Here is a 22,477-nt window from a genome sequence, read left to right on the forward strand (position 1 = left end):
TCATTCCATGTGTCTAATCACATTTGCATACAAGGCTCATCCAAAATACAAGTTTATTCTTGCCGCTAATCGTGACGAGTTTTATGCTCGTCCAACGGCACCTGTAGACTGGTGGAAAGATCATCCGGAAATTTTAGGAGGTAGAGACTTGCAAGCACTTGGTACCTGGATGGCCATCCATAAAAATGGACGATTTGCGGCAGTTACAAACTATCGGGATATCAAAAATATTAAGGATGAAGCCCAATCTCGTGGCGACCTTCCTGTCAATTTTTTACTAAGCGACCAAACGTCAGAGAATTACGCCAAAGATGTCTATCAAGCAGGCAGCAATTATAATGGGTTTAACCTGCTTTTACTAGCCAGGGAACTGGTACATGTGAGTAACTATGACAATGTCATTAATACATTAGAGCCGGGCATTTTTGGCCTTAGTAATGCACTTCTAGATACACCATGGCCCAAAGTGACACGAGCTAAACGGGCATTTAGTGAACTTATCCAAACAGATTTTACCAATGAAGTCCTGATTGAGATGATGCAAGATGATACGATAGCTCCAGATAATCATCTTCCTGAAACAGGACTGGATTATGATCGTGAGAAAGCCTTGTCAGCTATTTGTATTCGCACACCAGAGTATGGTACTTGCTGCTCTACAGCCGTCACCATAGATCATGAAGGAAACGTGGCATTTATGGAAAAAAACTATCCGGTAGGTAATCGGACAGAAGGAACAGTATCATTCAACTTCACCATTGATAACAACAGGCAATGAGTCAAAGTCATTTTGATAGACTAGAGCGGATGTACCTTTCAGCGAATGTCAATGCTATGATATTTGATACAACAACTATTAAGATCGAAGATGGTAGCGCACAAATTGGATTGACCATCCATGAGAAATATTTCCATGCACTCGGTGCTATTCATGGATCGGTATATTTCAAGCTGTTAGATGACGCGGCATTCTTTGCGACTAATTCTGTAGTTACCGATGTGTTTGTTCTAACCAAATCCTTTGAAATTCATTTCAGAAGACCAGTAGATAGTGGAGTCCTACGTGCAGTGGGATTGCTAAAAAAATCCACAGAAAATTCATTCATTGCTGAATCAGAATTGTTGAATGAAGATGGAAAAGTTGTAGCTCATGGTTCCGGAGAGTTTGTAAAAAGCAAGGTAAAATTGACACCCAAAATTGGATACAAATGAATTGGTTAAAGAAATATTTTGGTCCAAGCACACTAGTAACAGCGGCATTTATAGGACCGGGAACATTGACGGTGTGCACACTGAGTGGTGCAAATTTTGGCTATACACTATTATGGGTTTTGCTGTTTGCGACTATCGCGACCATTGTCCTGCAAGAGATGACTGCACGTTTGGGTTTGATTACACAAAAAGGATTGGGAGAAGCCATACGATCTCAAATTGAAAACCCAATCGCCAGAAGCACGGCTATTGTTTTGGTTTTTACAGCAATTATAATTGGGAATGCGGCGTATGAAGCAGGCAATATTTCTGGAGCAGTATTGGGAATAGAAGGTGTTTTCGGAACGACCCTGCCTTGGCCGGTAATCATCGGGGTAATTTCTTTTGCCGTACTTTTTGCAGGAAAATTCAAGCATATTGAACAGATTCTTGTTGTACTTGTCATCATAATGAGTATTGTTTTTGTGGCGACTGCTATCATCATAAAACCAGATGTTTCAGCCATTTTTTCTGGTTTATTTATTCCATCATTTACAGATAAGAATCAGTTGGCTATTTTGGGTTTGATAGGTACCACTATTGTTCCTTACAATCTATTTCTTCATGCCTCTTCTGTGAGTCAAAAGTGGAAAAGTGAAGATGACCTTGGTGATTTACAAAAGGAAAATGCAGTGGCTATAGGACTTGGTGGCTTGATCTCCATGGCAATTGTAATCACAAGTGCAGCCACAATCTATGGAATGGGTGTTTCTGGAATCAACGACATGGCAAGCCAGCTGGAGCCATTACTAGGTAGTTGGTCAAAATACTTTTTAGCAACGGGCCTGTTCGCTGCAGGTATCTCTTCGTCGATTACTGCACCACTGGCCGCAGCATATACAGCCAGAGGAATTTTTGGATGGAACACCGACACCAATGATAATAGATTTAGGACGGTTTGGATATTTATATTAGTAATAGGTACTACATTTTCAATGGCTGGCTATAAACCTATTCAAGTGATTCAAGTAGCGCAGATTGCCAACGGAATTTTACTTCCAGTTATCGTCTTCTTTTTGATCTACTTGTGCAACAAAAAAGAACTGCTTGATAAATATGTAAACAAGTCGTGGCAAAATGCTTTAGCGGGGTTAGTTGTTATAATTAGCCTTATTGTGAGTTTTAGGAGCTTAAATAGCGTTTTTAACTTTATTTAATGTCATTAAGAATCGATCTCAATGCAGACCTTGGAGAACACCCAAATTCCAATTTGGATGAACAGATTATGCCTTACATTTCATCATGTAACATCGCATGTGGAGGTCACATTGGGGATGAATCTTCTGTCAGACAAACCATTCTTCTTGCCAGGAAAAGTGGTGTTTCCGTTGGAGCACATCCATCGTATCCTGACCGAGAGAATTTCGGAAGGAAGATCATGCAAATGCAACCTCAACAACTAGCTGATAGCATTTCGGAGCAAATAGAATTGGTTAGACGCGTATGTGCAGAGGAAGATGTCATCCTTCATCACGTTAAACCACACGGCGCACTTTACAATCATGCTGCGTCTGATGGATTCATCTCAGAACTTGTTTTGAATGTACTTAAGGAAGTTGCAAATGGTGTTTATTGGATGGGTTTGGCTGACTCGCAATCAGCTCGCGTAGCACATAATAAAAACTATCCATTTATCGCTGAAGGCTTTGCTGATAGACAGTATGAGCCTGATGGCTCCCTGCGATCTCGAGCCATGGAAGGGGCTGTTTTGAAAAATAAAGCTGTGATTGGCCAAGTAGAGCAATTAGTTATTAATCATCGTGTGCACACGGACAATTGGCTGAAGTTAGACATTCAATCCATTTGCTTGCACGGAGATACAGAAGGCGCCGTAACTTTAGCAAAAGAAATCAACGATCATCTTGTCAGTAAAGGAGTCCAAATCGCTGCTGTTTAATGATATCTCCTGGAGAGTTTCACATCTTGGTGAAACTGTGATTCTTATGGAGTGCGGGAGCACAATTCCCATTGAAAAAATTCATCAAAGCAGCCATACCATTGTCAATATTCTTAGAGATAAGCTCGAAGACATTGTTCCTGCCTATCACTCAATAGCGGTATTCACTTCGTTAACTATTGACCAGCTAACAGTCCTATTGGCGAGTGCACCAATTGAAGAAAAGAAACCTTCTGATTCCAATGACATTATAAAACTCCCTATCTGCTATGAGTTGGGTCTGGATTTAGATCGCATCGCAAAACATGCAAATCTTTCCCATGAAAAACTCATAGAACGACATCTGGAAGGTGTTTACCGTTCGTTGTTTATCGGCTTTACTCCGGGCTTTATTTATGCTGACGGATTGGATGAAAATCTTAGTTGCCCAAGATTGGAAAATCCACGGAAAACTATTCCTGCAGGATCTGTTGGAATAGCAGGGAATCAAACAGGTATCTATTCATTGGCAAGTCCGGGTGGTTGGAATATTATTGGGTTGACGCCGGCAAAAGTCTTTGATCCAAATGAGCCAAAACCCATGTTGATAGATGTAGGGATGAAGTACAGATTTTATCGTATTGCGAAGAAAGAGTTTGAATCATGGGAAAGTTAAAGCTGATAAAAACAAGCCCATGGGCAGCTATCCAGGATTTTGGACGGTTTGGGTATCGAAGATTTGGCATTCCCCAATCAGGAGCTATGGACCGGGAATGGATGATCGCTGCGAATAGGTTGGTTGGAAATCCAGACGACTTTCCCGTTGTTGAAATTGCTATGATGGGGATGAAACTGGAAGCATTGGAGTCATCTTTCATTGCCGCTGTAGGCGCAACAATTAAAATTAACGGAGAAAAGAGGATCGGAGGCCTTTCACTGAGCATAGGAGATGTACTACAAATAGATGCTCCAGATCATGTTTATGCATATCTGGCTATCGGCGGGCGACTATCGGCAAAAGAAGATTTTGGTAGTGTTTCCACCTATCCAAGGGCAGGTTTTGGTGGTTTGAATGGTGATGTGCTCAAAGTTGGGGATGTCCTTGAATCTGATAATGCAAATGGAAGAGTAAAAGACAATTCTATTCCAGAGCGAAATAATCAGGATACTGTTATTCGAATTATGAAGGGCCCTGAGTGGGATTTGCTTAAGGAAATTCCTGACTCAAAACGATTTGAAATAGATGCATCAAGCAATCGAATGGGCGTCCGATTGAATGGAAAAATAGATTGTGACTACAAGGAAATTGCATCTTCGGCTGTCGTACCGGGCACCATTCAATTACCGGCTAATAACCAGCCCATAATACTAATGAGTGATTGTCAAACCACTGGAGGATATCCAAGAATTGGTAAAGTGTTTGATAAGGATTTGGGAAAATTAGCGCAGGTTAAAGTCGGATGTTCACTTAGACTTAAAACAGTTTCTTGATCTCCGCAGCTAGCATTTCTGCAGACTGCTCATTGTTTCGAAACCACATTTCAGGCTCTACCAACTCTAGTTCTGATACAGCCGGCTTTCCATTGTTATCGTTGACTATATCAACCCGAGCATAGAGTGGTTTAATCTCGCAAGCTGCCACTGCTGCCACTGCCAAATCAATCTCAGCTTGTGTAGGCGTGTAGTCTTCCACAGTCCCGCCAAAGTCATCTTGCACTCTGAAGTCTCCTGGTTTAGCCACTTTTAGAACAGCATGAGTATACATTCCGCCGATAAGCATGAGTGAGATTTCTCCTCGTTTCACCACATCTTCCTGAAAGGGTTGGATCATCAATGTTTCATCTTTGATGAGCTCTCGATAGCGTGGTTCAAGGTCAGCAATCTCTTTAGATCTCAATTTATAGGTATCCTTTGCAGCAGCTGAAATTGCTGGCTTTAGTACGGTATGCTCCCATCCCAACTCACTGTGTATCTCTTGCAGTAAACGACGATCTCCCGGCTCAATGAAATAGGTTTCTACTACATTGACACCAGCTCTTTCAAGGTCTTCTAAATAATGCTTGTCGAGATTCCAGATGATCGTTTCATAATCATTTACAAGTTTAGTCATCATGGACACTTCCATGAGCCAGTCGCTGAATTCGGTAAATTTTTCAGCATAATCCCAGGTAGTTCTGAAAAGTGCAATTTTAGTTTGAGACCAATTAAATGAAGAATCAGACCAAGCCACCTTCTTCGTTTGAAGCCCATTTCTCTCCAGTGCGTCCATCACCAATTGATCTTCCTTCAACACATTGTTGACATATGCACTTTGACTTTTGGGATCGATAAATCGCTCATCTGTGAGGATAACAACGTCAAACATGGGCTAATTGTGATTTTATTTGTGCTAATCCTTCCTTAAAGCTAACAGGTTCATAACCCAATTCCTTCTTTGCTTTGTCTAAAATAAATCCTGTCCTGGCGGGACGCTTGGCTGGTTGTGTGAAGATGGAACCATCTACTTCTTCAATGAGCAATTTGTTAAGACCGAAAAAATCGGCTGTGGCAATTGCCATATCATATGGAGACAACATGTCCTTTCCTGAAACATGAAAAATACCTTCTGCTTTTTTATCTGCAATTGAGGCACATCCCTTAGCTAAATCTTCAGCCAGCGTAGGGGTTCGCCATTGATCGTTTACAACCTTTATGTGCTTACTTTCTTCAAGACTCTTCTTTACCCAAAGAATAATATTCGATCTGCTCATATCATGAACGACACCATATACGAGCATTGTACGAACAATGGCATGTTTAATACCGCTCTCGATCAGTAGATGTTCAGACGCTAATTTACTTGCTGCATACTTGCTTAATGGGTTCGGCGAATCATCTTCTTTATAAGGACCGTTTGCGCCATCGAAGATAAAATCTGTGGAAAGATGTATCAGAAATGAATCAATCTTTTTACACGCTTCAATTAGATGAGAAACTGCTTCTACATTAATCTTTTGGCAGCTTTCAGGATCTAGCTCACATTGATCTACATGAGTCATTGCCGCGGTATTTATAACAACGTCTGGGTTGAAGTTTAGTAAGGTTTCAAAAACCTCATCAGAGGAAGTAATGTCTAACTGATGATAGGTATATGAACCCGGTAAATTCCTATTTTCACCTTTTCCGGTAGCAACTACATGTACATCTCCCCGCTTATCATAAAGACTAACTAGCTTCTGTCCGAGTAAGCCATTTGCACCGGTTATTAATATTTTAGTCATTCCTCCGATTCAGGGTATTCGTACCCGTAAGTTTCTGTTATTTTCTTTTTATTCATTTCGATCACCTCCATAGTCACAAAAATCGGCTTAATAGGGGATGAATTTTCGCCAGTCACATCGTTTCTTTTCGTTTCAACTGCAGCTATTTTATCAATGACATCTATCCCCTCAATTACTCTACCAAAAACTGTATACTCTCCATCTAAGAACGGAGATCCGCCTACACCTTGGTATTCTGTAGCATACTGTGAAATATCAGCATTAAGATCGATTCCATATTTTTCTTCTACCAGCGCTTTATTGGCTATAGCCAGATCATTCATCCCTTTGGTATCACGCTTTCTTGCCAGGTCTTGAAACTGCTTTAGAAGATCACTATATGCAGTATCCTGTAGTAGTTCACCCATTCTTCGGTTGAGTTGTCCTATATCAATAGACATCATCTCCCAGGGCGTCCCATCAACAATATAAAATTGAGTTGCAGAAGATTCTTTTTCAGGGTTGACATGGTCCGGTTGACGTGCAGCTGCAAGTGCACCTTTGGTGTGATAATAACCCTCAACAAACTCTGCGGGTATTCGTGCTTCCAAACTCTCCGGAATTCCTGTTTTTTCAGCGACGTTGCCACCTTGTATCATGAAATCTTTCATAACTCTGTGGAAATTGGTACTGTCGTAAGACTTTGCCCTTACAAGTTCAAGGAAGTTTTTTTTATGCAATGGAGTTTCGTCATACAACACCACGGTCATATCTCCATATTCCGTTTTTATTTTTACCAGATAGTCTTTGTTTTTATCGCCACACGCAGCTATTATTCCTACGATAAAAAGTGAGAGTATTAGTTTTTTCATTGTCTGATTATTTTGTTCAAATTTATTTCGAAATAGTTGATTTTATTTCCTCCAATACTTTCTTACCTCCACTTTGGAGTATTTCATTAGCCAAGCTTTTTCCTAATTCTTCAGGATCTGAGCCATACATGGTTCTCTGGATAAGCTCTTTTCCATTGAGACTAGCAATTCCACCTTTTAGAATGATCTGGCCATCCATTTCCATCTGTGCATGGCCAAATACCGGGATACTACATCCACCATCCATCCCTCTTAGGAATGAACGTTCTGTTAGGATCATCTTCTCGGTTAATACATGATTGGTTGCTGATTTAATTTTTTTAGCAATTTCTTGATCTAAATTGTCATGTATTTCAATCGCTATTGCACCCTGCCCAACCGGTGGAACAAACCTTTCAGTATCAAACCAGTAGCGCACTATTTGATCATAATTCATCCGCAGAACTCCGGCATAAGCTAGAACAAGCCCATCCATGATGCCTGATTTCATTTTTTCAAGTCGAGTCTGAAGGTTCCCTCTAACGTCAACAGTGGTGACGTGAGGGTAGTAGTGTTTCAGCATGGCAACCCTACGTGTACTGGATGTACCTAAAATGAGCTTCGGATTGTTAAGATCAATTTCTTTGTCTGAGACTATCACATCATCGGGGGATTCCCGCTCACAAAATGATAATACATGAAAGCCTTCGGGTAGCTGGGATTGAAGATCTTTTGCACTGTGTACTGCAACATCAATTTGCCTTCTACGAAGCATGGACTCCAGCTCCTCTGTAAATACACCTTTGCTTCCAATCTTTGAGAGAGCTACGTTTTGTATTTTATCACCTTTGGTTTCGATAGGCACAAGCTGAGGCTGAAACCCGCTGGCATCAAGCATGTCTGCCACATAATTGGCTTGCCACATAGCCAGCTTACTTTTTCTTGTTCCTATCTTTATGATCTTCCGCTCCATCTAGCTGGTTTTCTTTTTTAAGTATGAGAGATTCTTTTCGGAGACATCTACTATAAATTTTCGTGAAAGCATCTTTCTTCCAATCAATAATGGATTTTTCATTTCACTTCTATCAGTTAAAGAAATTGAGGCCATGTAATTTTTTTGAAAAATGCGTATCCTGGTTTTTATCACATACCTTTTTTGTGCTTTGCCATTTGAGCTTTTTACAACTTTTTGGGTCCAGTCTATTGTTTCATATTCTTGATACCCAGTATCAGTATGAATTGTGAAATATAGAACTCCCCCTGCTTCATGAACTTTTTTGCAATGCAGTGAAGAACGATAAGCACCCGTATCAACCTTGGCATGGATATCTTCTACACCGAGATCTGGAAGATCTACAATGTCCAATCGACCAATGATTAATTTTGCTCTTTTAACCATTTAACATTCTCGTGATTTCCAGCGATAAATTTAAATGAGTAATGCGTGGGTTGGAGTTTCTCTCAAGATGAATGAGTGCCTCATTATTCAATGTGTATATCTTTTCTAGCTTATGCAAACCAAGTTTATCTGCAAATTTGCCAACAAAAGAAGTTTCTGCCTCATTTTGTGTTGGCGGATGCTGACCTGATGCGTGAACAACGGCATTTCTAATTAGCGATATCGCAAAATTTAGGCTTGTTTTTTGAGAAGCTTTTCCAGATTTAGAAAAATCCTCACTTCGATGAACAAGTCCGGTCAGATTTCTATTCCAGCATTCCAGCATCCATTGTTGAAAATCCTCATATTCTTGTGACTCACCCACTTCTACGACATGCAAGGCCATTCCTAGCTTCCCTTCAGAAAGCTTGGCTGCCTGAGCAGCCTGGGAAGGGTCAACGCCATTGGCCTCTAGATACTTTTGAATTTCTTCAATATTGTTTGGAGGTACATTTACCAGCTGTGTTCTTGAGGTAATGGTCGCAAGCAAACTATCATAGTTGTATGAAACAAGAAGATATAATGTCTTCTCTGGTGGTTCTTCCAGAATCTTTAAAATTGCATTTGCGGAGCTGGAATTCATCAATTCTGGCACCCAGATCAATAATATTTTATATCCGCCCTCAACCGAGCGCATGCTTACATTTTTAAGCATTTGACGACTGTCTTGTCTACTTATCAGCAAGTTTTTATTTTCTTGTCCATACTTACGGGTCCAAGTTTCCATGTCGCCGAAAGGGGATTCGGTGACGAATTGTCTAAACCTGGGTAGTGCCTCAGCTAGCACTTTCTCGTACTTGTTTTCTGCAGCGGACACCTTCGGAAAGTGCAAATGAATATCTGGATGAATAAGTTTTTTTACTCTTACGCAGTTAGCACACGCTCCACAGCTATCTTCTGCTTTATTCTCACACATCAAGTAACTGGCATAAGCTAGTGCCATGGGTAAAGCGGCAGTTCCCGGCCGCCCAGCAAATAGTTGAGCATGCGCCACTTTTCCACGTTGATGAGCAGAAATAAGTTGCTTTTTAAGCTCTTCGAGACCTGGTATTTCTGAAAACTGCATGACTATTTCTTATCCCACACTCGATTTTCGGCTGTGATTTCAAAGATATGTGAAAGTACCGCTTTGTCAGCTTCGGTTAGATGTTTGTTTCGTCGCGTCATCACCAGCTCGGCGGTCTCAAAAGCTTTTCTTGTTTGATAGGTGGTGAAGCCAGATGAACCTCCCCAGGCAAATGAAGGGATGATTGTGCGGGGGAATCCATCACCAAAAATATTGGCTGATACGCCAATTGTAGTGCCAGTGTTAAACATGGTATTTATTCCACACTTTGAATGATCACCCATGATTAAGCCACAAAATTGTAAGCCTGTGTCTTTGAATCGATTGGTTGCAAAGTCCCACATCTTCACATTCGTATAGTTGTTTTTTAAGTTCGAATTGTTTGTGTCTGCTCCAAGGTTGCACCACTCGCCGATTACAGCATTGCCAAGAAAGCCTTCATGTCCCTTATTGGAATATCCAAAAATGACGGAGTTGGATAATTCGCCACCCACTTTTGAGTGTGGACCTACTGTGCTGTCGCCTTTAATCTTTGCGCCCATATTTACCACCGAGTGTTCGCATAGAGCAAATGGTCCGCGAATCAAAGCACCCTCTAAAACCTCAGCATGCTTGCCAATATAAATAGGTCCATTTTCGGCATTTAGTACGCAGGCTTTAACGCTCGCCCCTTCTTCAACAAAAATTTGATCACCGTAGGTTATTGTATGTGGGTCATCTATTGGTTGAGACTGCCTTCCGTTGGTGAGCAGCATGTAGTCCCTTTTTATTTCTTCTCCGTTGAATCTGAAGATGTCCCATGGATGTAATATTTGATTGATTTCTTCATGTGAAACTGGCTTTCTATTTCCAATCTCAAAAGATTCATCAATCTCATAGAAACCTGCAAGGACAACTCCATTAAAAGTAAGGGCCTCATCTTCCTTCAGATTTTTTATTGCATCAACTAAGGATTCGCTGGGCAAAAGATTACCAAGTATCGTAAGTGATTTTTGTTTAGGAGGGCTAAAAACTGAGCTTAAATATTCTTGTGACCTGAAAAATGTATCAGAAGATGAAAGGTGCCGTGCCCATTTTTCAGACACTTTCAATATGCCGATACGCACCTCAGCAACAGGCCGTGTGTAACTGATAGGAAGCATTTGCTTCCAGGTTTCCTCAGTATCTATGAAGGTGACTTGCATAAATCAAACTTAGCTTGTTTTGACAAAAGGGCACAAAAAAAGTCTTCAGGATAGCCTGAAGACTTTGTGTTTCTTTTTCGAATAGAGTTATTTCTTCTTGTACTTTTTGTTGAATTTTTCCACTCGACCAGCAGTATCCAAAAAGATTTTCTTTCCGGTGTAAAATGGGTGAGATGCAGAACTTACCTCTACTTTGATCATAGGATATTCATTGCCATCTTCCCACTTGATGGTCTCCTTAGAAGTCATTGTTGATTTCGTTAGAAATTTGAAATCACTAGTTGTATCAAGAAAAACAACTTCTTTGTATTCAGGATGTATGTCTTTTTTCATTTCTCTCGTCTCTTTTTCAAAAAGGATGGCAAAGATAGACATTATTTTATCTTCTTCAAACCCTATGATTCAACTAAAATCGAATATGTTTGATTCATGAGAAAAACAATTTGGATACTTAGCCTTCTCACGACCAGCATTTTATCAGCTCAGTCTACTGATTTTACGTTAGGACATGCAGCGTATCAGATAATTGAGCTGGAGCAAATACGTTCGTCAAGTCCATTTAATTCCACGTTTAAGCCTTTTTCAAGGCGCTCGGTTTATGATCTCCTTGGAGAAAATGTTGGTTCGTATCTGAGTATGGAACTTCGTACCTATTCCAAAGACTCTACAGCATCAAAGAAGCCATTGTTTGGTAAGTTATTTAAGTACCCCGCAGACCTTTTCTATTATCAGGATAAAAGCCTGGAATTACATGTAAATCCAGTACTTCATTTTTCTTATGGTAAAACGAATGATATGCTCGGATCTACTTTCATAAACAGCCGTGGTGCTGAAATTAGGGGGCGAATCGATGACAAAATTGCATTTTATACGCTTCTTACAGAAAATCAAGCACGCTATCCTGTTTATGTGAATGATGTACGGGATAGCACACTAGTGGTGCCTTATGAAGGTTTTTGGAAACAATTTGCTACTACCGGAGTGGATTTTTTTCGAGCCCAAGGCTATATCGATTTTGGCCTTTCTAAGAGTATATCAGCTCAGCTGGGATTTGGCAAACACTTCGTTGGTAACGGAGTCCGATCGCTCATTCTGTCAGATTATTCCAATAACTACCCTTACCTACGCATAAACACAGAAACGAAAGCTTTCGACTATACAAATGTATTTGCTGAGCTGATCCCGGGAGTGAGAGGAGGGACCTTCGGGCTTTCAGGTACTGGCGGATTTGGTAAAAAATACATGGCCTTTCATCACCTAAACATGAAGATTAAGTCAAATCTCCATATTGGACTTTTTGAGTCTGTGATGTATGGTGATTCTACTGGAGGATTGAAAGTAGAGTATCTGAATCCAATCATTTTTTATCGTGCAGTAGAGCAGCAGAATGGAAGTGAGGACAATGCGATACTTGGAATGGACTTTAAGTGGAATATCAAAAATCGAGTTTCGCTATATGGCCAGCTTGTGATTGATGAGATGATCATAAGTGAAGTACTTGCAGGTGATGGATGGTGGGGAAATAAACAGGGATTTCAGCTAGGTGCCAAATACGTAGATCCTTTTGGTGTTGAGAATCTAATAGTTCAGGGGGAAGTCAATCGGGTACGACCGTACATGTATGCACATGAGGATGGTTTCACAAGTTATAGCCATTACAATCTCTCGCTAGCTCATCCACTAGGAGCAAACTTTACAGAATATATTGGGAGAGCAAATTATCGTCTCAATGACCAATGGAATTTTGAAGGAATGGTGATGCTGGCCAATTATGGTAATGATATTGGAGATGTAAATTTTGGTCGGGATATTCTTAAAAACTATATAGAAAGAAGACCAGATGGAAGTGGAGGAAGCCTGGAGTTTGGTAATACTCACTTACAGGGAAACAAAACAAATCTTACGATGCTATTTTTAAGAACAACCTACATGCCAAGACACAATTTATTCCTTGATCTTGAGGCGACGATAAGAAAAGAATCAGATTCAAATGGGCAGATTGATACCTCAACTTCTGTGCTTGGATTCTCGTTACGATGGAATGTTCCTTCCAGGAGATACCTCTTCTGATTCAATTAGGTGATTAAATATGTCAGTAGTTATAATACTCTCCGAATCTTAAAAAAAATTATCTATTTCAAAACTTCAAAAGTTTCATAACTTTCAGCTTTCACTACGACACTAATGCAAAGGTTCAAACTCATTTTTCATATTATTTACGTCATCATTGCCGTGGTGATTATGTATTTCTCCGTGGATATTTTGCTACACACTGAGCAATATTTATCTAAGATTAAACTTTCTTCATACATTAAGTTTCCTCGCTATGTAATGGGTCTTTTTCTATTTATCTCAATCTTGATGATGGTAGAATTTGTTCTCCAACAGTTGAAGATTCATAGCATTAAAAATGGAGTGGCAGACTTAAAAGATGAAATCGTAGACTTGAAGGCAAAGCTTTATGACAAGTCTCAGGAAGATCAAGTAATCTCACCTGATGAGGACGAAGAAAGTCAGGTCGAAGAGGACGAGGATTAACATCCTTCAAAATACGCCACCATTTTTTTAGACATTTATTCAGTCACAAAGAATAGTTATGCTAGCTAAAACTTATGGTAGCGCCGTTTATGGCGTAGATGCGTATAAAATCACCGTAGAAGTAAACGTAGGTCAAGGGACCAAATTTTTCATGGTGGGCTTGCCTGACTCTGCTGTCAAAGAAAGTGAGCAGCGGGTGGAATCAGCGATTAAAAATTTTGGCTATCGGATGCCTCGACAAAAGGTTGTTGTCAATCTTGCTCCAGCGGATATCAGAAAAGAAGGATCTGCCTACGATCTCCCAATAGCTCTCGGAATTTTAAAAGCATCTGAGCAGATAATAGCTGAAAGCCTCGAAGACTATGTGATAATGGGCGAGCTAGCTCTCGATGGTGAGCTTCGCCCGATCAAAGGGGCATTACCTATCGCAATTGAAGCCAGAAGAAATGGGTTCAAAGGATTTATTCTTCCTAAAGAAAACGCCACGGAGGCAGCCATTGTGGATGGACTGGATGTTATCGGGGTAGGTGATATCAAAGAAGCCATTTTGCATTTGAATAACGAGGAAGTGATTCAGCCGTTGATCTACGATACTCGGGATGTATTTTTCGCAAATCTGGATAATTACGCTTCAGACTTTTCTGATGTGCAAGGTCAGGAGAATATCAAACGAGCGATGGAAATTGCGGCGGCTGGCGGTCACAACGTGATTATGATAGGACCACCAGGCGCTGGCAAAACTATGCTAGCCAAAAGGCTGCCTTCTATTCTTCCTCCTCTTACATTGCACGAGGCACTAGAGACTACAAAGATTCATTCAGTTGCAGGTAAATTGGGAACGGAAGGGAAGTTGATTTCTGAACGACCATTCAGGCAACCACACCACACCATTTCAGATGCTGCTTTGGTTGGAGGGGGAGGCATCCCACAACCAGGCGAAATTTCATTGGCTAATAATGGTGTATTGTTTCTAGACGAGCTACCAGAGTTTCAACGCTCGGTGTTGGAGGTAATGAGGCAACCGCTGGAGGAAAGAAAAGTCACCATTTCAAGAGCAAAAATTTCGTTGGACTATCCGTCTAATTTCATGCTGATAGCCAGTATGAATCCATGTCCTTGCGGCTATTACAATCATCCTGAGAAAGAATGTGTATGTGCTCCTGGTGTTGTGCAACGATATCTCAACCGAATCAGTGGACCTCTTTTGGATCGGATTGACCTTCATGTGGAAGTAACACCAGTTTCTTTTGATCAGATGACAGAAAATAGAAAAACCGAATCCAGCACTGAGATAAGAGAGCGAGTGATTAAGGCAAGAGAAATTCAGGAGGAGAGATTCAAAGATCAGCCTGGAGTATTTAATAATGCGATGATGAGCTCTAACATGGTAAAGGAAGTTTGTCAAATTAGCGAAGCAGGCAAAGCACTTCTTAAAACCGCTATGGAGCGACTGGGGTTATCGGCCAGAGCTTATGATCGAATATTACGAGTTTCACGAACGATCGCGGATTTAGCAGATTCTGAGTCGATCGCGATCGAACATCTCGCAGAGGCTATTCAATATAGAAGTTTGGATCGGGAAGGCTGGGCGGGGTAATATTACAGCATGTTTGAGTCTGTCATTCAGTCTATCACCTCATATGCGTCACTCTCTGAAAAAGAAATTGAGTGCTTTGTAGAGCAGATGACGCCTAGACAATTGGATAAAGGTGATCTTTTACTGCAAACCGGAGAAGTGTGTATGAGTTGGGCATTTCTTACTAAAGGTAGCTTTAGAGAATACTATTTGGATGAAGATCTCAATGAAGTCACAACGAACCTTTTTACAATTAATTCCTGGGTGATAAATAACAGCAGTTTTACGGGCCAGATTCCATCTAAGTGTAAAATTGAAGCATTCGAAGAAAGTGAAATATTGGTTATTGGTATACATGATCTTCATCACCTTATTAGCGAGTCTCCAGCATTTTTTGCTTTAGGTAAGATTCTGGAAGTCGATTCCAAGAAGCCAAAATCCTCAGCTACTCCCCAGGAAAAGTATCTTCAACTACTCGATCAAAACTCAGCAATCATTCAAAAGTTCCCCTTAAAGTACATTGCATCCTACTTAGGAATGACTCCTGAAACTTTAAGTAGAGTAAGGAGAAAAATCAAGTGACTATTTCTTGATTTCGATCAAGTGCTCTTTCCTTCAACGGCACCTAAGTTTGTTTTCAAAAAAATGATGGAAACAAACGAACAAAAAGGAGCAGGTCTGGCATTAATTATTGGCTCTTTACTGATGATAGCCACCATGGTGCTGCATCCGGTAGGCGGAGACTTTAACCAACTTCTCAAAATAGTGACGATCGGAATAGTGTCACATGCGCTGGCAATCTTATCGGTGCCATTTGTTGCGTATGGATTTTTCGGACTTAGCATGCGATTGAAATCGTCATCATTCCTTTCATATACTGCATTTTCCATTATGTTTTTTGGACTTATTGCTGTCATGATCGCAGCAGCAACTAACGGACTTATCCTTACAGATTACGCGAAATCCTATGAGGGAGCTTCAGAAGAAACCATTGCTTCACTTAAGCCAATCTTTGTATTCATACGGAGCTTCAACCATGCATTTGACTACATATTCATGAGTGCGATCTGCCTGGCAATGCTCTTTTGGTCTGTTGCGATTATTAAGACCAGAGCACTGGCAACATGGGTAGGGTACTTTGGAATTTTGGTGTCAATAGCTGGAATAATACTCTTCATATCTGGATTTGAGCTGCTACACCTGGCTAGTTTTAGAATATTTGTTTTTGCCAATGTGGCCTGGATTATTGTAGTTGGATACTATCTACGGAGAATTGACTGATGCTTATGGTCTGAGTTTGTTGCTATTAATCTTACTCAGACCTTAACTGTTGTGCTGGATTTATTTTGCTGGTTTGATACACCTTATACCCCACTGTAGATACTACTACCAACAATATCACAATTATGGCTAATATGAAATGATCCACACTCGGCGATACATGATAAGCGTAGATGATGTCAAATACGATATTCAATATTATGGTGCTTGTAGTTAATCCTACAATTGCGGCGATTCCTAGTATCCAATAAAGGTCTTTTCCAAGCAGGTGGATAATCACCTTTCTTGATGCACCAAGAACTTTGCGTACACCAAACTCTTTGCTTCTTTTCTGAACTTTCAGAGAGATAAGTGTATATAAGCCAAGTATGGAGATTAGGACAGAAATGATGGCCATGAACAGGTTGATTTTGATCATTACTCCATTCGTCATCTTCGCACTATAAAGCACCTCCTTTTGCAAAAAACCTTCATAAAGTTCTTGTGGAAAAGCTTTATACCAGATATGCTCTATATCTTGGTTGATATGATCTGAATTACCAGCGACTCGTGCAATCGCATATTGATAGTTTTCCTTCGGGACGTATCTAATAATTGCTGGGGTGATCTTATTGTCCATCATGATGTTTCGCAGATTGAAATCATTAACCACACCAATCACTACAAATCGATGGTCAGCTACTGTAATTGTTTGATTCAGTAAGTCTTTTCCAAACTGCTTTTCCAGCATTGAATTGATAATTATTTTATTAGAATTATCTCCTAGCTCGCTATGGAAAGAACCTTTGCTCAATCGCAGACCGAGTACTTCTGCATAGTTCTGTCCAACATGGACCACAGATACAGGAACACTGGTTCCTTCCTGATCTACATATTGATCCTCCACCGAAAAACCGATGAGATGAAAGGAACCTGCAATACTTTTTACCTGAGGTTCCTGGCTGAGGAAATCAGCAAGAATCTGATATTGTTCAGGCCGATTCAATGGAATATTGACTACTCCATCAATATCGTACCCCCGATCCAGTGTTTCTTGGTAATAAGAATTTTCAACATTAAGAAAAACTCCAAATATATTGTAGAAACAGAGTGCAAATTGGAAGGTAAGCAAGACCACCATCAATCTATTTTTTCCTGAAAGCGCTAATTTGTTTTTGAAGATTTTGAGTGCAGAGAATCTAGAAATATGTAGCGATGGATAAGCTGCAGAAAGAATAGTAACTATGAAAATGAGAATTAGTGCAAACTGTAAAAGTGTGCCAAATGGGACTTGGTCGAGTTGAATAAGCTCACGCTCAAAAAGGGCATTGTATCTGGGTATAAGTATTGAGGAAATCCCTACCGATAGAATGACCGCAATGGAGATCATGAATGTATTTTCGATCATAAACTGGGTAACTGTGCTCTTCCTGTTGCCACCCATAACCTTACGAACCGCGATCTCTTTCAATCGCTTACCAGACAAAGCAATGCTGGTGTTAATGAAATTAAAGCAAGCTAGGAGCAAGATTGAAATAGCAGCACTCGCGATACCGTAGACTGATGATGGGTGAAGATGATGACGGAATTCGCCTCTATACAGATAATTTTCAAATGCAGGCCAATCCAATATATTGGCAAGTGTATATCCTGCAATTTGAAATCCCGGATTATTTGCATTCCTAATCTCTACAAGATTCTTTAGCTCATGGTTGATTTGCTCAAGACCATCCTGATTTGAAAAGACAAAGGTGCCGTTCACACTTCTGTCCCAATCAGTCTCAGCAACGCCGTAGTTACGTAGATAATTATTGAAAGAGGTAATGATTGATTGAGAAAAACTTGTGTTAGTTGGAGGTTCTTCAAATACATCTTTAACTAGAAAAGACTCTTCTCTCTGATCTGTGAAAACCAATTTCACAAATTTTCCAACAGGGTATGGTTCATTAAAAAGCTTCATCGCCAATTTCTCAGAGATGGCCACTTCATTGATCCCTGGTGCTTTTACCGAAGCGCCATTCAAACTTTTAAGAGGAAGACGATGAAAGAATTCCAGATCGGCAAAAGCGACACTTGTTGAGAATAAATAGTTATGCTCTCGTACGGCGACTCTCCTTGAGGTATATCTAAATGCTTCAATCCCTGATGCTTTCAAGAGAGGAGCCAGTGCCACGGCGTTTGATCCAAGGGTTGACTCCCCAGTGCGCAGGCCGTGTATTTTATACATATTTTCTGCTTCTTTATATGATTCATTGAACGTTTCATTGAATCGATAATTGAAGTATCCGATGGTGCAAATTGAAATAGCCAGAGCCAACCCAAAGATGTTTGCGAACACATAGAATGGATTCAGCTTAATAGATCTTATTGATGTTTTGAGGTAGTTTTTAGGAAGCCTCAGGATATTGGCGGGTATTAAGTTGATAGACCTAATCACAGAAGGGCGAATCATTTTCAGCACTTCTTTCAAATAAATCTTGCTTGCTTTCTGTTTTCCCAGAAGCTCAGTATTTTCAAAGAAAGCTTCTTCCAAGTCCCCCTGAAGCTCTTCAAAAACAGAGGGGTCACAAAACCATCTAAATAGTTTTAAGGGAATTTTTGGTAATTGATTTTTCATTAGATGCTAAATTTTGGCGCCAAACTCCACATTTCTTCACGTAAGTCTTTGGCTTGTTTCAGTGCTGACTTGCCACTGTTTGTCAATGTATAAAATCGCTTACGTCTACCGCCTCGCTCAGCCGTTGCTCCTCCTACGAATGATTGGAGGAAGCCCTTTTCTTCAAGCCTGCTTAGCGCCGCATGCAACGCCCCGCGACTGAGTGTACGTTTCAGTCGGCTGCTTATTTCTTTTTGAATTCTCAATCCGTACGCTTCCTCGTCAAGTATGAGAATAGAAAGCAAAACGATCTCCTGAAATTCGCCCAGGTTAGTACCCTTCATAGTAGTATCGATTATCCGTTTTTGTCGTGTTTTCAAGACCACCCACTTTTGTATTTAAAAATTAATGGATCAAAAACCGCACATTTGTTTCTGTTATGAAGACCAAACGTACGCTAATATTATTTGTTTCACAAATGAAGACATAATTACTCCAATGAGTGGCGGAGATCTAATGCAACTCTTTATTTAATCATTCGTTATACTTTGGAATTCTATGTATATAGAATATTATGTATACTTGCATTGTAAAGTATAAACTCTAGTTTATGATTTCTAAAAATTTAACTGCTGCATCTACGAAACCAATTATCCTGGGAATCCTCAAACAAGGGAATAGCTATGGCTATTTGATAATTAAGAAGATAAAAGAGCTATCCGGAGGTAAAATGGAATATTCAGACGGCATGCTATATCCTGTGCTTCATCGCTTAGAAAAAGAGGGGCTTATTAAATCCAACTGGACAATGGATGGAGGTACCAGGCCGAGGAAGTACTATGAAATCACAGAGCAAGGCAAAACAGAATTAGTCACGGAAAAAGTACAGTGGCAGCAGGTCAATGCAGTGCTAAACACACTTTGGGATGTAAAACCATCAACTACTTAAGAGATGTTTAATCTAGAAAAGGAGATTATAAAATGGCTAAAACCCTTTCATAAGCAAAGAGCTTTTGATGAAGGAAGCATACATGAAATGGAAATGCATCTTAGAGATCATATTGAAGATCTGATCGCACAAGGACTAAGTGAGAGGGATGCATTTCAAAGAGCGGTGGAAGAATTTGGTGATGTGAAGCCACTGGCCAACGACGAATACTTAAACATAAAAAGAAAGACCACTTTAAGGTCAATATTATTTAGGACTATGCTAAGCAATTATTTTAAAACTACTCTGAGAAGTATGATGAAGAACCCACTGAGTTCGTTCATTAATATCTTCGGTTTGGCGGTTGCTATTGGAGCCTGTATGGTGACCTATGCATTCATAAATTTCGATATGGGAATAGATCGATTTCATGAAAATAAAGACGAAGTTTTTCTGAGCACCTATGTTGTAAATAGAGAAGGAAAAGAAGTGCAATATGGAAATGCTCCAGCTCCACTTGCAGAGATGATTAGAGATGATTTTTCTGTTATAGAAAAAGTATCCAGAGTACACGATGGGAATGCGGTTGTGAAATATGGAGACAATGTATTTCATGAAAGCGTGAGGTATGTAGATCCAGCATTCCTTGAAATGTTCACTTTCCCATTAAAATGGGGTGCAACTAGTTCCCTCAATGATATGAACAGCATTATCCTTAGTGAGGAGATGTCGCAGAAGTATTTTGGTGATGAAAATCCTGTAGGGCAAGAGATTAAGGTCATAGTTGGAAACGACCTCTATAAAGTTTTTAAGGTTGCTGGAGTAGCAAAGGAGTTTCCCAAGTCAAGAATCATCGATTTTTCATTTCTCACTAATATCGAAAATATGAAGGTACTGTATCCTTCATTTGATTTTCATAGTTGGAAAAAACAGCTAAATGCCACCTTCATCCAGGTAAAAAGGCCAGAGGACTTGGCAACTATCAAGGGTAAAATGGAAAAGTACAAGCGCTACCAGAATGAGGTAGAATCAGACTGGCCGATAAGTTCCTTTGATTTTGTTTCGCTCCATGATTTGCATCTGACTTCCGATCAGATAAAAAACGATATATCATACGATGCTTCTGAAGAGGGAAGGGTAGCATTACCTTTTATCGCAGGTTTTATATTGGCATTGGCCTGCTTCAACTACCTGAATATCGCTATTGTATCAGCAGCAAAAAGATTAAAAGAGATTGGCATGAGAAAGGTAATAGGTGCGAGCAAAAGGCTGATAATTTTTCAGTTTATTGCTGAGAACTTGCTCCTCACATTCATAGCGGGTATCATCGGCTTTATTTTGGCGGTTACTATTTTTCTGCCGTGGTTTGCTGCTTTTTCCGATATAAGCAGCGAATTCGATCTTTTGGATGGAAATATGTGGCTTACGTTGTTCAGCATATTGTTATTCACTGGGATTGCCTCGGGTGTTTATCCTGCTTTTTACATTTCTAAGTTCCAGGTCGTCAAGATTTTCAAAGGCTCAGTCAAGTTTGGAAAGAAGAATCTGGCAACTAAAATTTTCCTAACGGCTCAGTTAATCCTAACATGTGTAGGAATTGGGTTTGCGGTGATTTTTGCTCAAAACACGTATTATCAAGAAAACAGAGGGTGGGGCTACGGCCAGAAAGAAGTCCTATACGCCGAAGTTCAAGAGTCTTCTGATTTGGAAAAACTAAAGTCTGAAATGGTAAAAGAACCTGGAGTTATTTCAGCCGCAGGATCTAAGCACCATCTCTCCAAGAGGTATGAAACAACGGTGGTCCATTTACCTAATCACCAGTATGAAGTCCATGAGTTGGCAGTTGGAACCAACTATTTGGAAACTTTGGATGTAAGTCTGAAAGAAGGAAGGCTCTTCAACAAAAATCAAGAGAGTGATAAAAAATCGTTGGTTGTCAATGAAACATTTGTTCAAAACCTAGCGCTCAATCAGCCCATAGGAATGCAAGTGAAGATCGATTCTATTCCATATCAAATTGTAGGCGTTGTTGAAGATTTTCATTTCAATAATTTCTACTACGAGTTGAGCCCTACGATTTTTACGCTAGCTGATGAAGAGGCTCATCGATTTCTGACATTAAAAGTTACAGATCAATCTAAGGTGGCAAGCTATAAAGCTTTATTGAAAACCTGGTCCGCTTTATTTCCGGAAAAACCATTTAATGGGGGATTTCAGGAAGATTCTTGGGTTGGATTTTATGAAGAACTTGATACGATGCAGAGATTCACCAGAGCTATAGCCATTGTTTTTGTCCTCTTGGCGAGTTTGGGTCTCTATGGATTGATTCAGTTGAATATCAAGGGGAGAGTTCGAGAGTTTAGCATCAGAAAGACATTGGGAGCGGCGCCAGGTAACTTGACTAAAAACGTCGTAAATCAATACTTGATCATCTTTGGAATAGCCATTGTACTAGGTATACCGGCTGCGCATGTGATGAATACTGCTATGCTCGAGATGATGTTTGAAGATCCACTTCCATATGGCTATTTAGGGTCAATTATATCTGCTGTCTTACTAATTTTCGTGCTGGCTGCCGTAATTGCTGCCCAGGTAAGAAAGCTCTCAAAAGCGAATCCAGTGGAAGGCCTTAAGGTTGAATAATTCAATAAGCAACCTATTACCAGGAAAGTGC

The 22,477-nt window shown here is 40.1% G+C and carries 23 protein-coding genes; 13 read left to right on the forward strand and 10 right to left on the reverse strand.

All coding sequences use genetic code 11. The features are described from left to right. Positions 1-7: 7 nt before the first annotated feature. Genes ABJG98_RS11890 through ABJG98_RS11915 form a run of 6 tightly spaced genes read left to right on the forward strand, consistent with a single transcriptional unit; the run spans position 8 to position 4,618 of the window. Positions 8-778 carry an NRDE family protein gene (locus ABJG98_RS11890; protein ID WP_348279740.1) on the forward strand — a complete coding sequence of 257 codons (771 nt, stop codon included), beginning with the start codon at positions 8-10 and terminating at the stop codon, positions 776-778. Next, positions 775-1,212 carry a PaaI family thioesterase gene (locus tag ABJG98_RS11895; protein ID WP_348279741.1) on the forward strand — a complete coding sequence of 146 codons (438 nt, stop codon included), beginning with the start codon at positions 775-777 and terminating at the stop codon, positions 1,210-1,212. Before ABJG98_RS11890 ends, ABJG98_RS11895 begins: the two co-directional genes overlap by 4 nt. Continuing rightward, positions 1,209-2,408 (forward strand): Nramp family divalent metal transporter, encoded by a 1,200-nt coding sequence (locus ABJG98_RS11900; RefSeq protein ID WP_348279742.1) that lies wholly within the window; start codon positions 1,209-1,211, stop codon positions 2,406-2,408. The genes ABJG98_RS11895 and ABJG98_RS11900 overlap by 4 nt, the downstream gene beginning before the upstream one ends. Then, the gene (gene pxpA, locus ABJG98_RS11905) at positions 2,408-3,148 is read left to right on the forward strand and encodes a 5-oxoprolinase subunit PxpA (protein WP_348279743.1); all 741 of its coding nucleotides are present in this window, start codon (positions 2,408-2,410) and stop codon (positions 3,146-3,148) included. The genes ABJG98_RS11900 and pxpA overlap by 1 nt, the downstream gene beginning before the upstream one ends. Further along, positions 3,114-3,803 carry a 5-oxoprolinase subunit PxpB gene (gene pxpB / locus ABJG98_RS11910; protein ID WP_348279744.1) on the forward strand — a complete coding sequence of 230 codons (690 nt, stop codon included), beginning with the start codon at positions 3,114-3,116 and terminating at the stop codon, positions 3,801-3,803. Before pxpA ends, pxpB begins: the two co-directional genes overlap by 35 nt. After that, positions 3,791-4,618 (forward strand): biotin-dependent carboxyltransferase family protein, encoded by an 828-nt coding sequence (locus ABJG98_RS11915; RefSeq protein ID WP_348279745.1) that lies wholly within the window; start codon positions 3,791-3,793, stop codon positions 4,616-4,618. Before pxpB ends, ABJG98_RS11915 begins: the two co-directional genes overlap by 13 nt. On the opposite strand, the gene ABJG98_RS11920 is transcribed toward ABJG98_RS11915, so the two are convergent. The 8 genes from ABJG98_RS11920 to ABJG98_RS11955 form a co-directional block, all read right to left on the reverse strand. Continuing rightward, on the reverse strand, positions 4,602-5,492 hold the full coding sequence (locus ABJG98_RS11920; RefSeq protein WP_348279746.1) for a hypothetical protein: 891 nt from the start codon (positions 5,490-5,492) through the stop codon (positions 4,602-4,604). The two genes, ABJG98_RS11915 and ABJG98_RS11920, sit on opposite strands and share 17 nt — an antisense overlap. Beyond that, entirely contained in the window at positions 5,485-6,387 is a 903-nt protein-coding gene (gene rfbD, locus ABJG98_RS11925) for a dTDP-4-dehydrorhamnose reductase (protein WP_348279747.1), read from the reverse strand. Before rfbD ends, ABJG98_RS11920 begins: the two co-directional genes overlap by 8 nt. Then, a complete protein-coding gene (locus tag ABJG98_RS11930) occupies positions 6,384-7,238 on the reverse strand; it encodes a peptidylprolyl isomerase (protein ID WP_348279748.1) in 855 nt (284 codons plus the stop codon). The genes rfbD and ABJG98_RS11930 overlap by 4 nt, the downstream gene beginning before the upstream one ends. Positions 7,239-7,260: 22 nt before the next feature. After that, entirely contained in the window at positions 7,261-8,190 is a 930-nt protein-coding gene (gene hemC, locus ABJG98_RS11935) for a hydroxymethylbilane synthase (RefSeq protein WP_348279749.1), read from the reverse strand. Further along, entirely contained in the window at positions 8,191-8,616 is a 426-nt protein-coding gene (locus ABJG98_RS11940; RefSeq protein ID WP_348279750.1) for a RimK/LysX family protein, read from the reverse strand. Further along, positions 8,609-9,721 (reverse strand): DNA polymerase III subunit delta, encoded by a 1,113-nt coding sequence (locus ABJG98_RS11945; protein ID WP_348279751.1) that lies wholly within the window; start codon positions 9,719-9,721, stop codon positions 8,609-8,611. The genes ABJG98_RS11940 and ABJG98_RS11945 overlap by 8 nt, the downstream gene beginning before the upstream one ends. Before the next feature lie 2 nt (positions 9,722-9,723). After that, entirely contained in the window at positions 9,724-10,905 is a 1,182-nt protein-coding gene (locus ABJG98_RS11950; protein WP_348279752.1) for a GlmU family protein, read from the reverse strand. An 87-nt stretch (positions 10,906-10,992) separates the two neighbouring features. Beyond that, the gene (locus ABJG98_RS11955) at positions 10,993-11,238 is read right to left on the reverse strand and encodes a type B 50S ribosomal protein L31 (RefSeq protein ID WP_348280096.1); all 246 of its coding nucleotides are present in this window, start codon (positions 11,236-11,238) and stop codon (positions 10,993-10,995) included. Between the two features lie 96 nt (positions 11,239-11,334). On the opposite strand from ABJG98_RS11955, the gene ABJG98_RS11960 reads away from it, so the two are divergent. The 5 genes from ABJG98_RS11960 to ABJG98_RS11980 all read left to right on the forward strand — a co-directional run bounded on the left by ABJG98_RS11960 (position 11,335) and on the right by ABJG98_RS11980 (position 16,300). Continuing rightward, the gene (locus tag ABJG98_RS11960) at positions 11,335-12,975 is read left to right on the forward strand and encodes a hypothetical protein (RefSeq protein WP_348279753.1); all 1,641 of its coding nucleotides are present in this window, start codon (positions 11,335-11,337) and stop codon (positions 12,973-12,975) included. A 114-nt stretch (positions 12,976-13,089) separates the two neighbouring features. After that, positions 13,090-13,443 carry a hypothetical protein gene (locus ABJG98_RS11965; protein WP_348279754.1) on the forward strand — a complete coding sequence of 118 codons (354 nt, stop codon included), beginning with the start codon at positions 13,090-13,092 and terminating at the stop codon, positions 13,441-13,443. A 58-nt stretch (positions 13,444-13,501) separates the two neighbouring features. Further along, a complete protein-coding gene (locus ABJG98_RS11970; RefSeq protein WP_348279755.1) occupies positions 13,502-15,040 on the forward strand; it encodes a YifB family Mg chelatase-like AAA ATPase in 1,539 nt (512 codons plus the stop codon). A 9-nt stretch (positions 15,041-15,049) separates the two neighbouring features. Then, complete coding sequence (locus ABJG98_RS11975) at positions 15,050-15,601, forward strand: Crp/Fnr family transcriptional regulator (RefSeq protein WP_348279756.1); 552 nt, start codon at positions 15,050-15,052, stop codon at positions 15,599-15,601. Positions 15,602-15,664: 63 nt separating this feature from the next. Next, the gene (locus tag ABJG98_RS11980; RefSeq protein WP_348279757.1) at positions 15,665-16,300 is read left to right on the forward strand and encodes a hypothetical protein; all 636 of its coding nucleotides are present in this window, start codon (positions 15,665-15,667) and stop codon (positions 16,298-16,300) included. A gap of 31 nt (positions 16,301-16,331) precedes the next feature. On the opposite strand, the gene ABJG98_RS11985 is transcribed toward ABJG98_RS11980, so the two are convergent. Next, positions 16,332-18,896: an FtsX-like permease family protein gene (locus ABJG98_RS11985; RefSeq protein WP_348279758.1), complete on the reverse strand. Its 2,565-nt coding sequence runs from the start codon at positions 18,894-18,896 to the stop codon at positions 16,332-16,334. Next, positions 18,896-19,255 carry a helix-turn-helix transcriptional regulator gene (locus ABJG98_RS11990; protein ID WP_348279759.1) on the reverse strand — a complete coding sequence of 120 codons (360 nt, stop codon included), beginning with the start codon at positions 19,253-19,255 and terminating at the stop codon, positions 18,896-18,898. The genes ABJG98_RS11985 and ABJG98_RS11990 overlap by 1 nt, the downstream gene beginning before the upstream one ends. Before the next feature lie 230 nt (positions 19,256-19,485). Here ABJG98_RS11990 and ABJG98_RS11995 point away from each other — a divergent pair, with 230 nt between their 5' ends. Together ABJG98_RS11995 and ABJG98_RS12000 are read left to right on the forward strand one after the other, a co-directional pair. Then, the gene (locus ABJG98_RS11995; RefSeq protein ID WP_348279760.1) at positions 19,486-19,824 is read left to right on the forward strand and encodes a PadR family transcriptional regulator; all 339 of its coding nucleotides are present in this window, start codon (positions 19,486-19,488) and stop codon (positions 19,822-19,824) included. A 3-nt stretch (positions 19,825-19,827) separates the two neighbouring features. Continuing rightward, a complete protein-coding gene (locus ABJG98_RS12000) occupies positions 19,828-22,446 on the forward strand; it encodes an ABC transporter permease (protein ID WP_348279761.1) in 2,619 nt (872 codons plus the stop codon). The last annotated feature ends 31 nt before the right edge of the window (positions 22,447-22,477 follow it).

It is taken from the genome of Ekhidna sp. (assembly GCF_039960695.1).
GTDB lineage: Bacteria > Bacteroidota > Bacteroidia > Cytophagales > Cyclobacteriaceae > Ekhidna.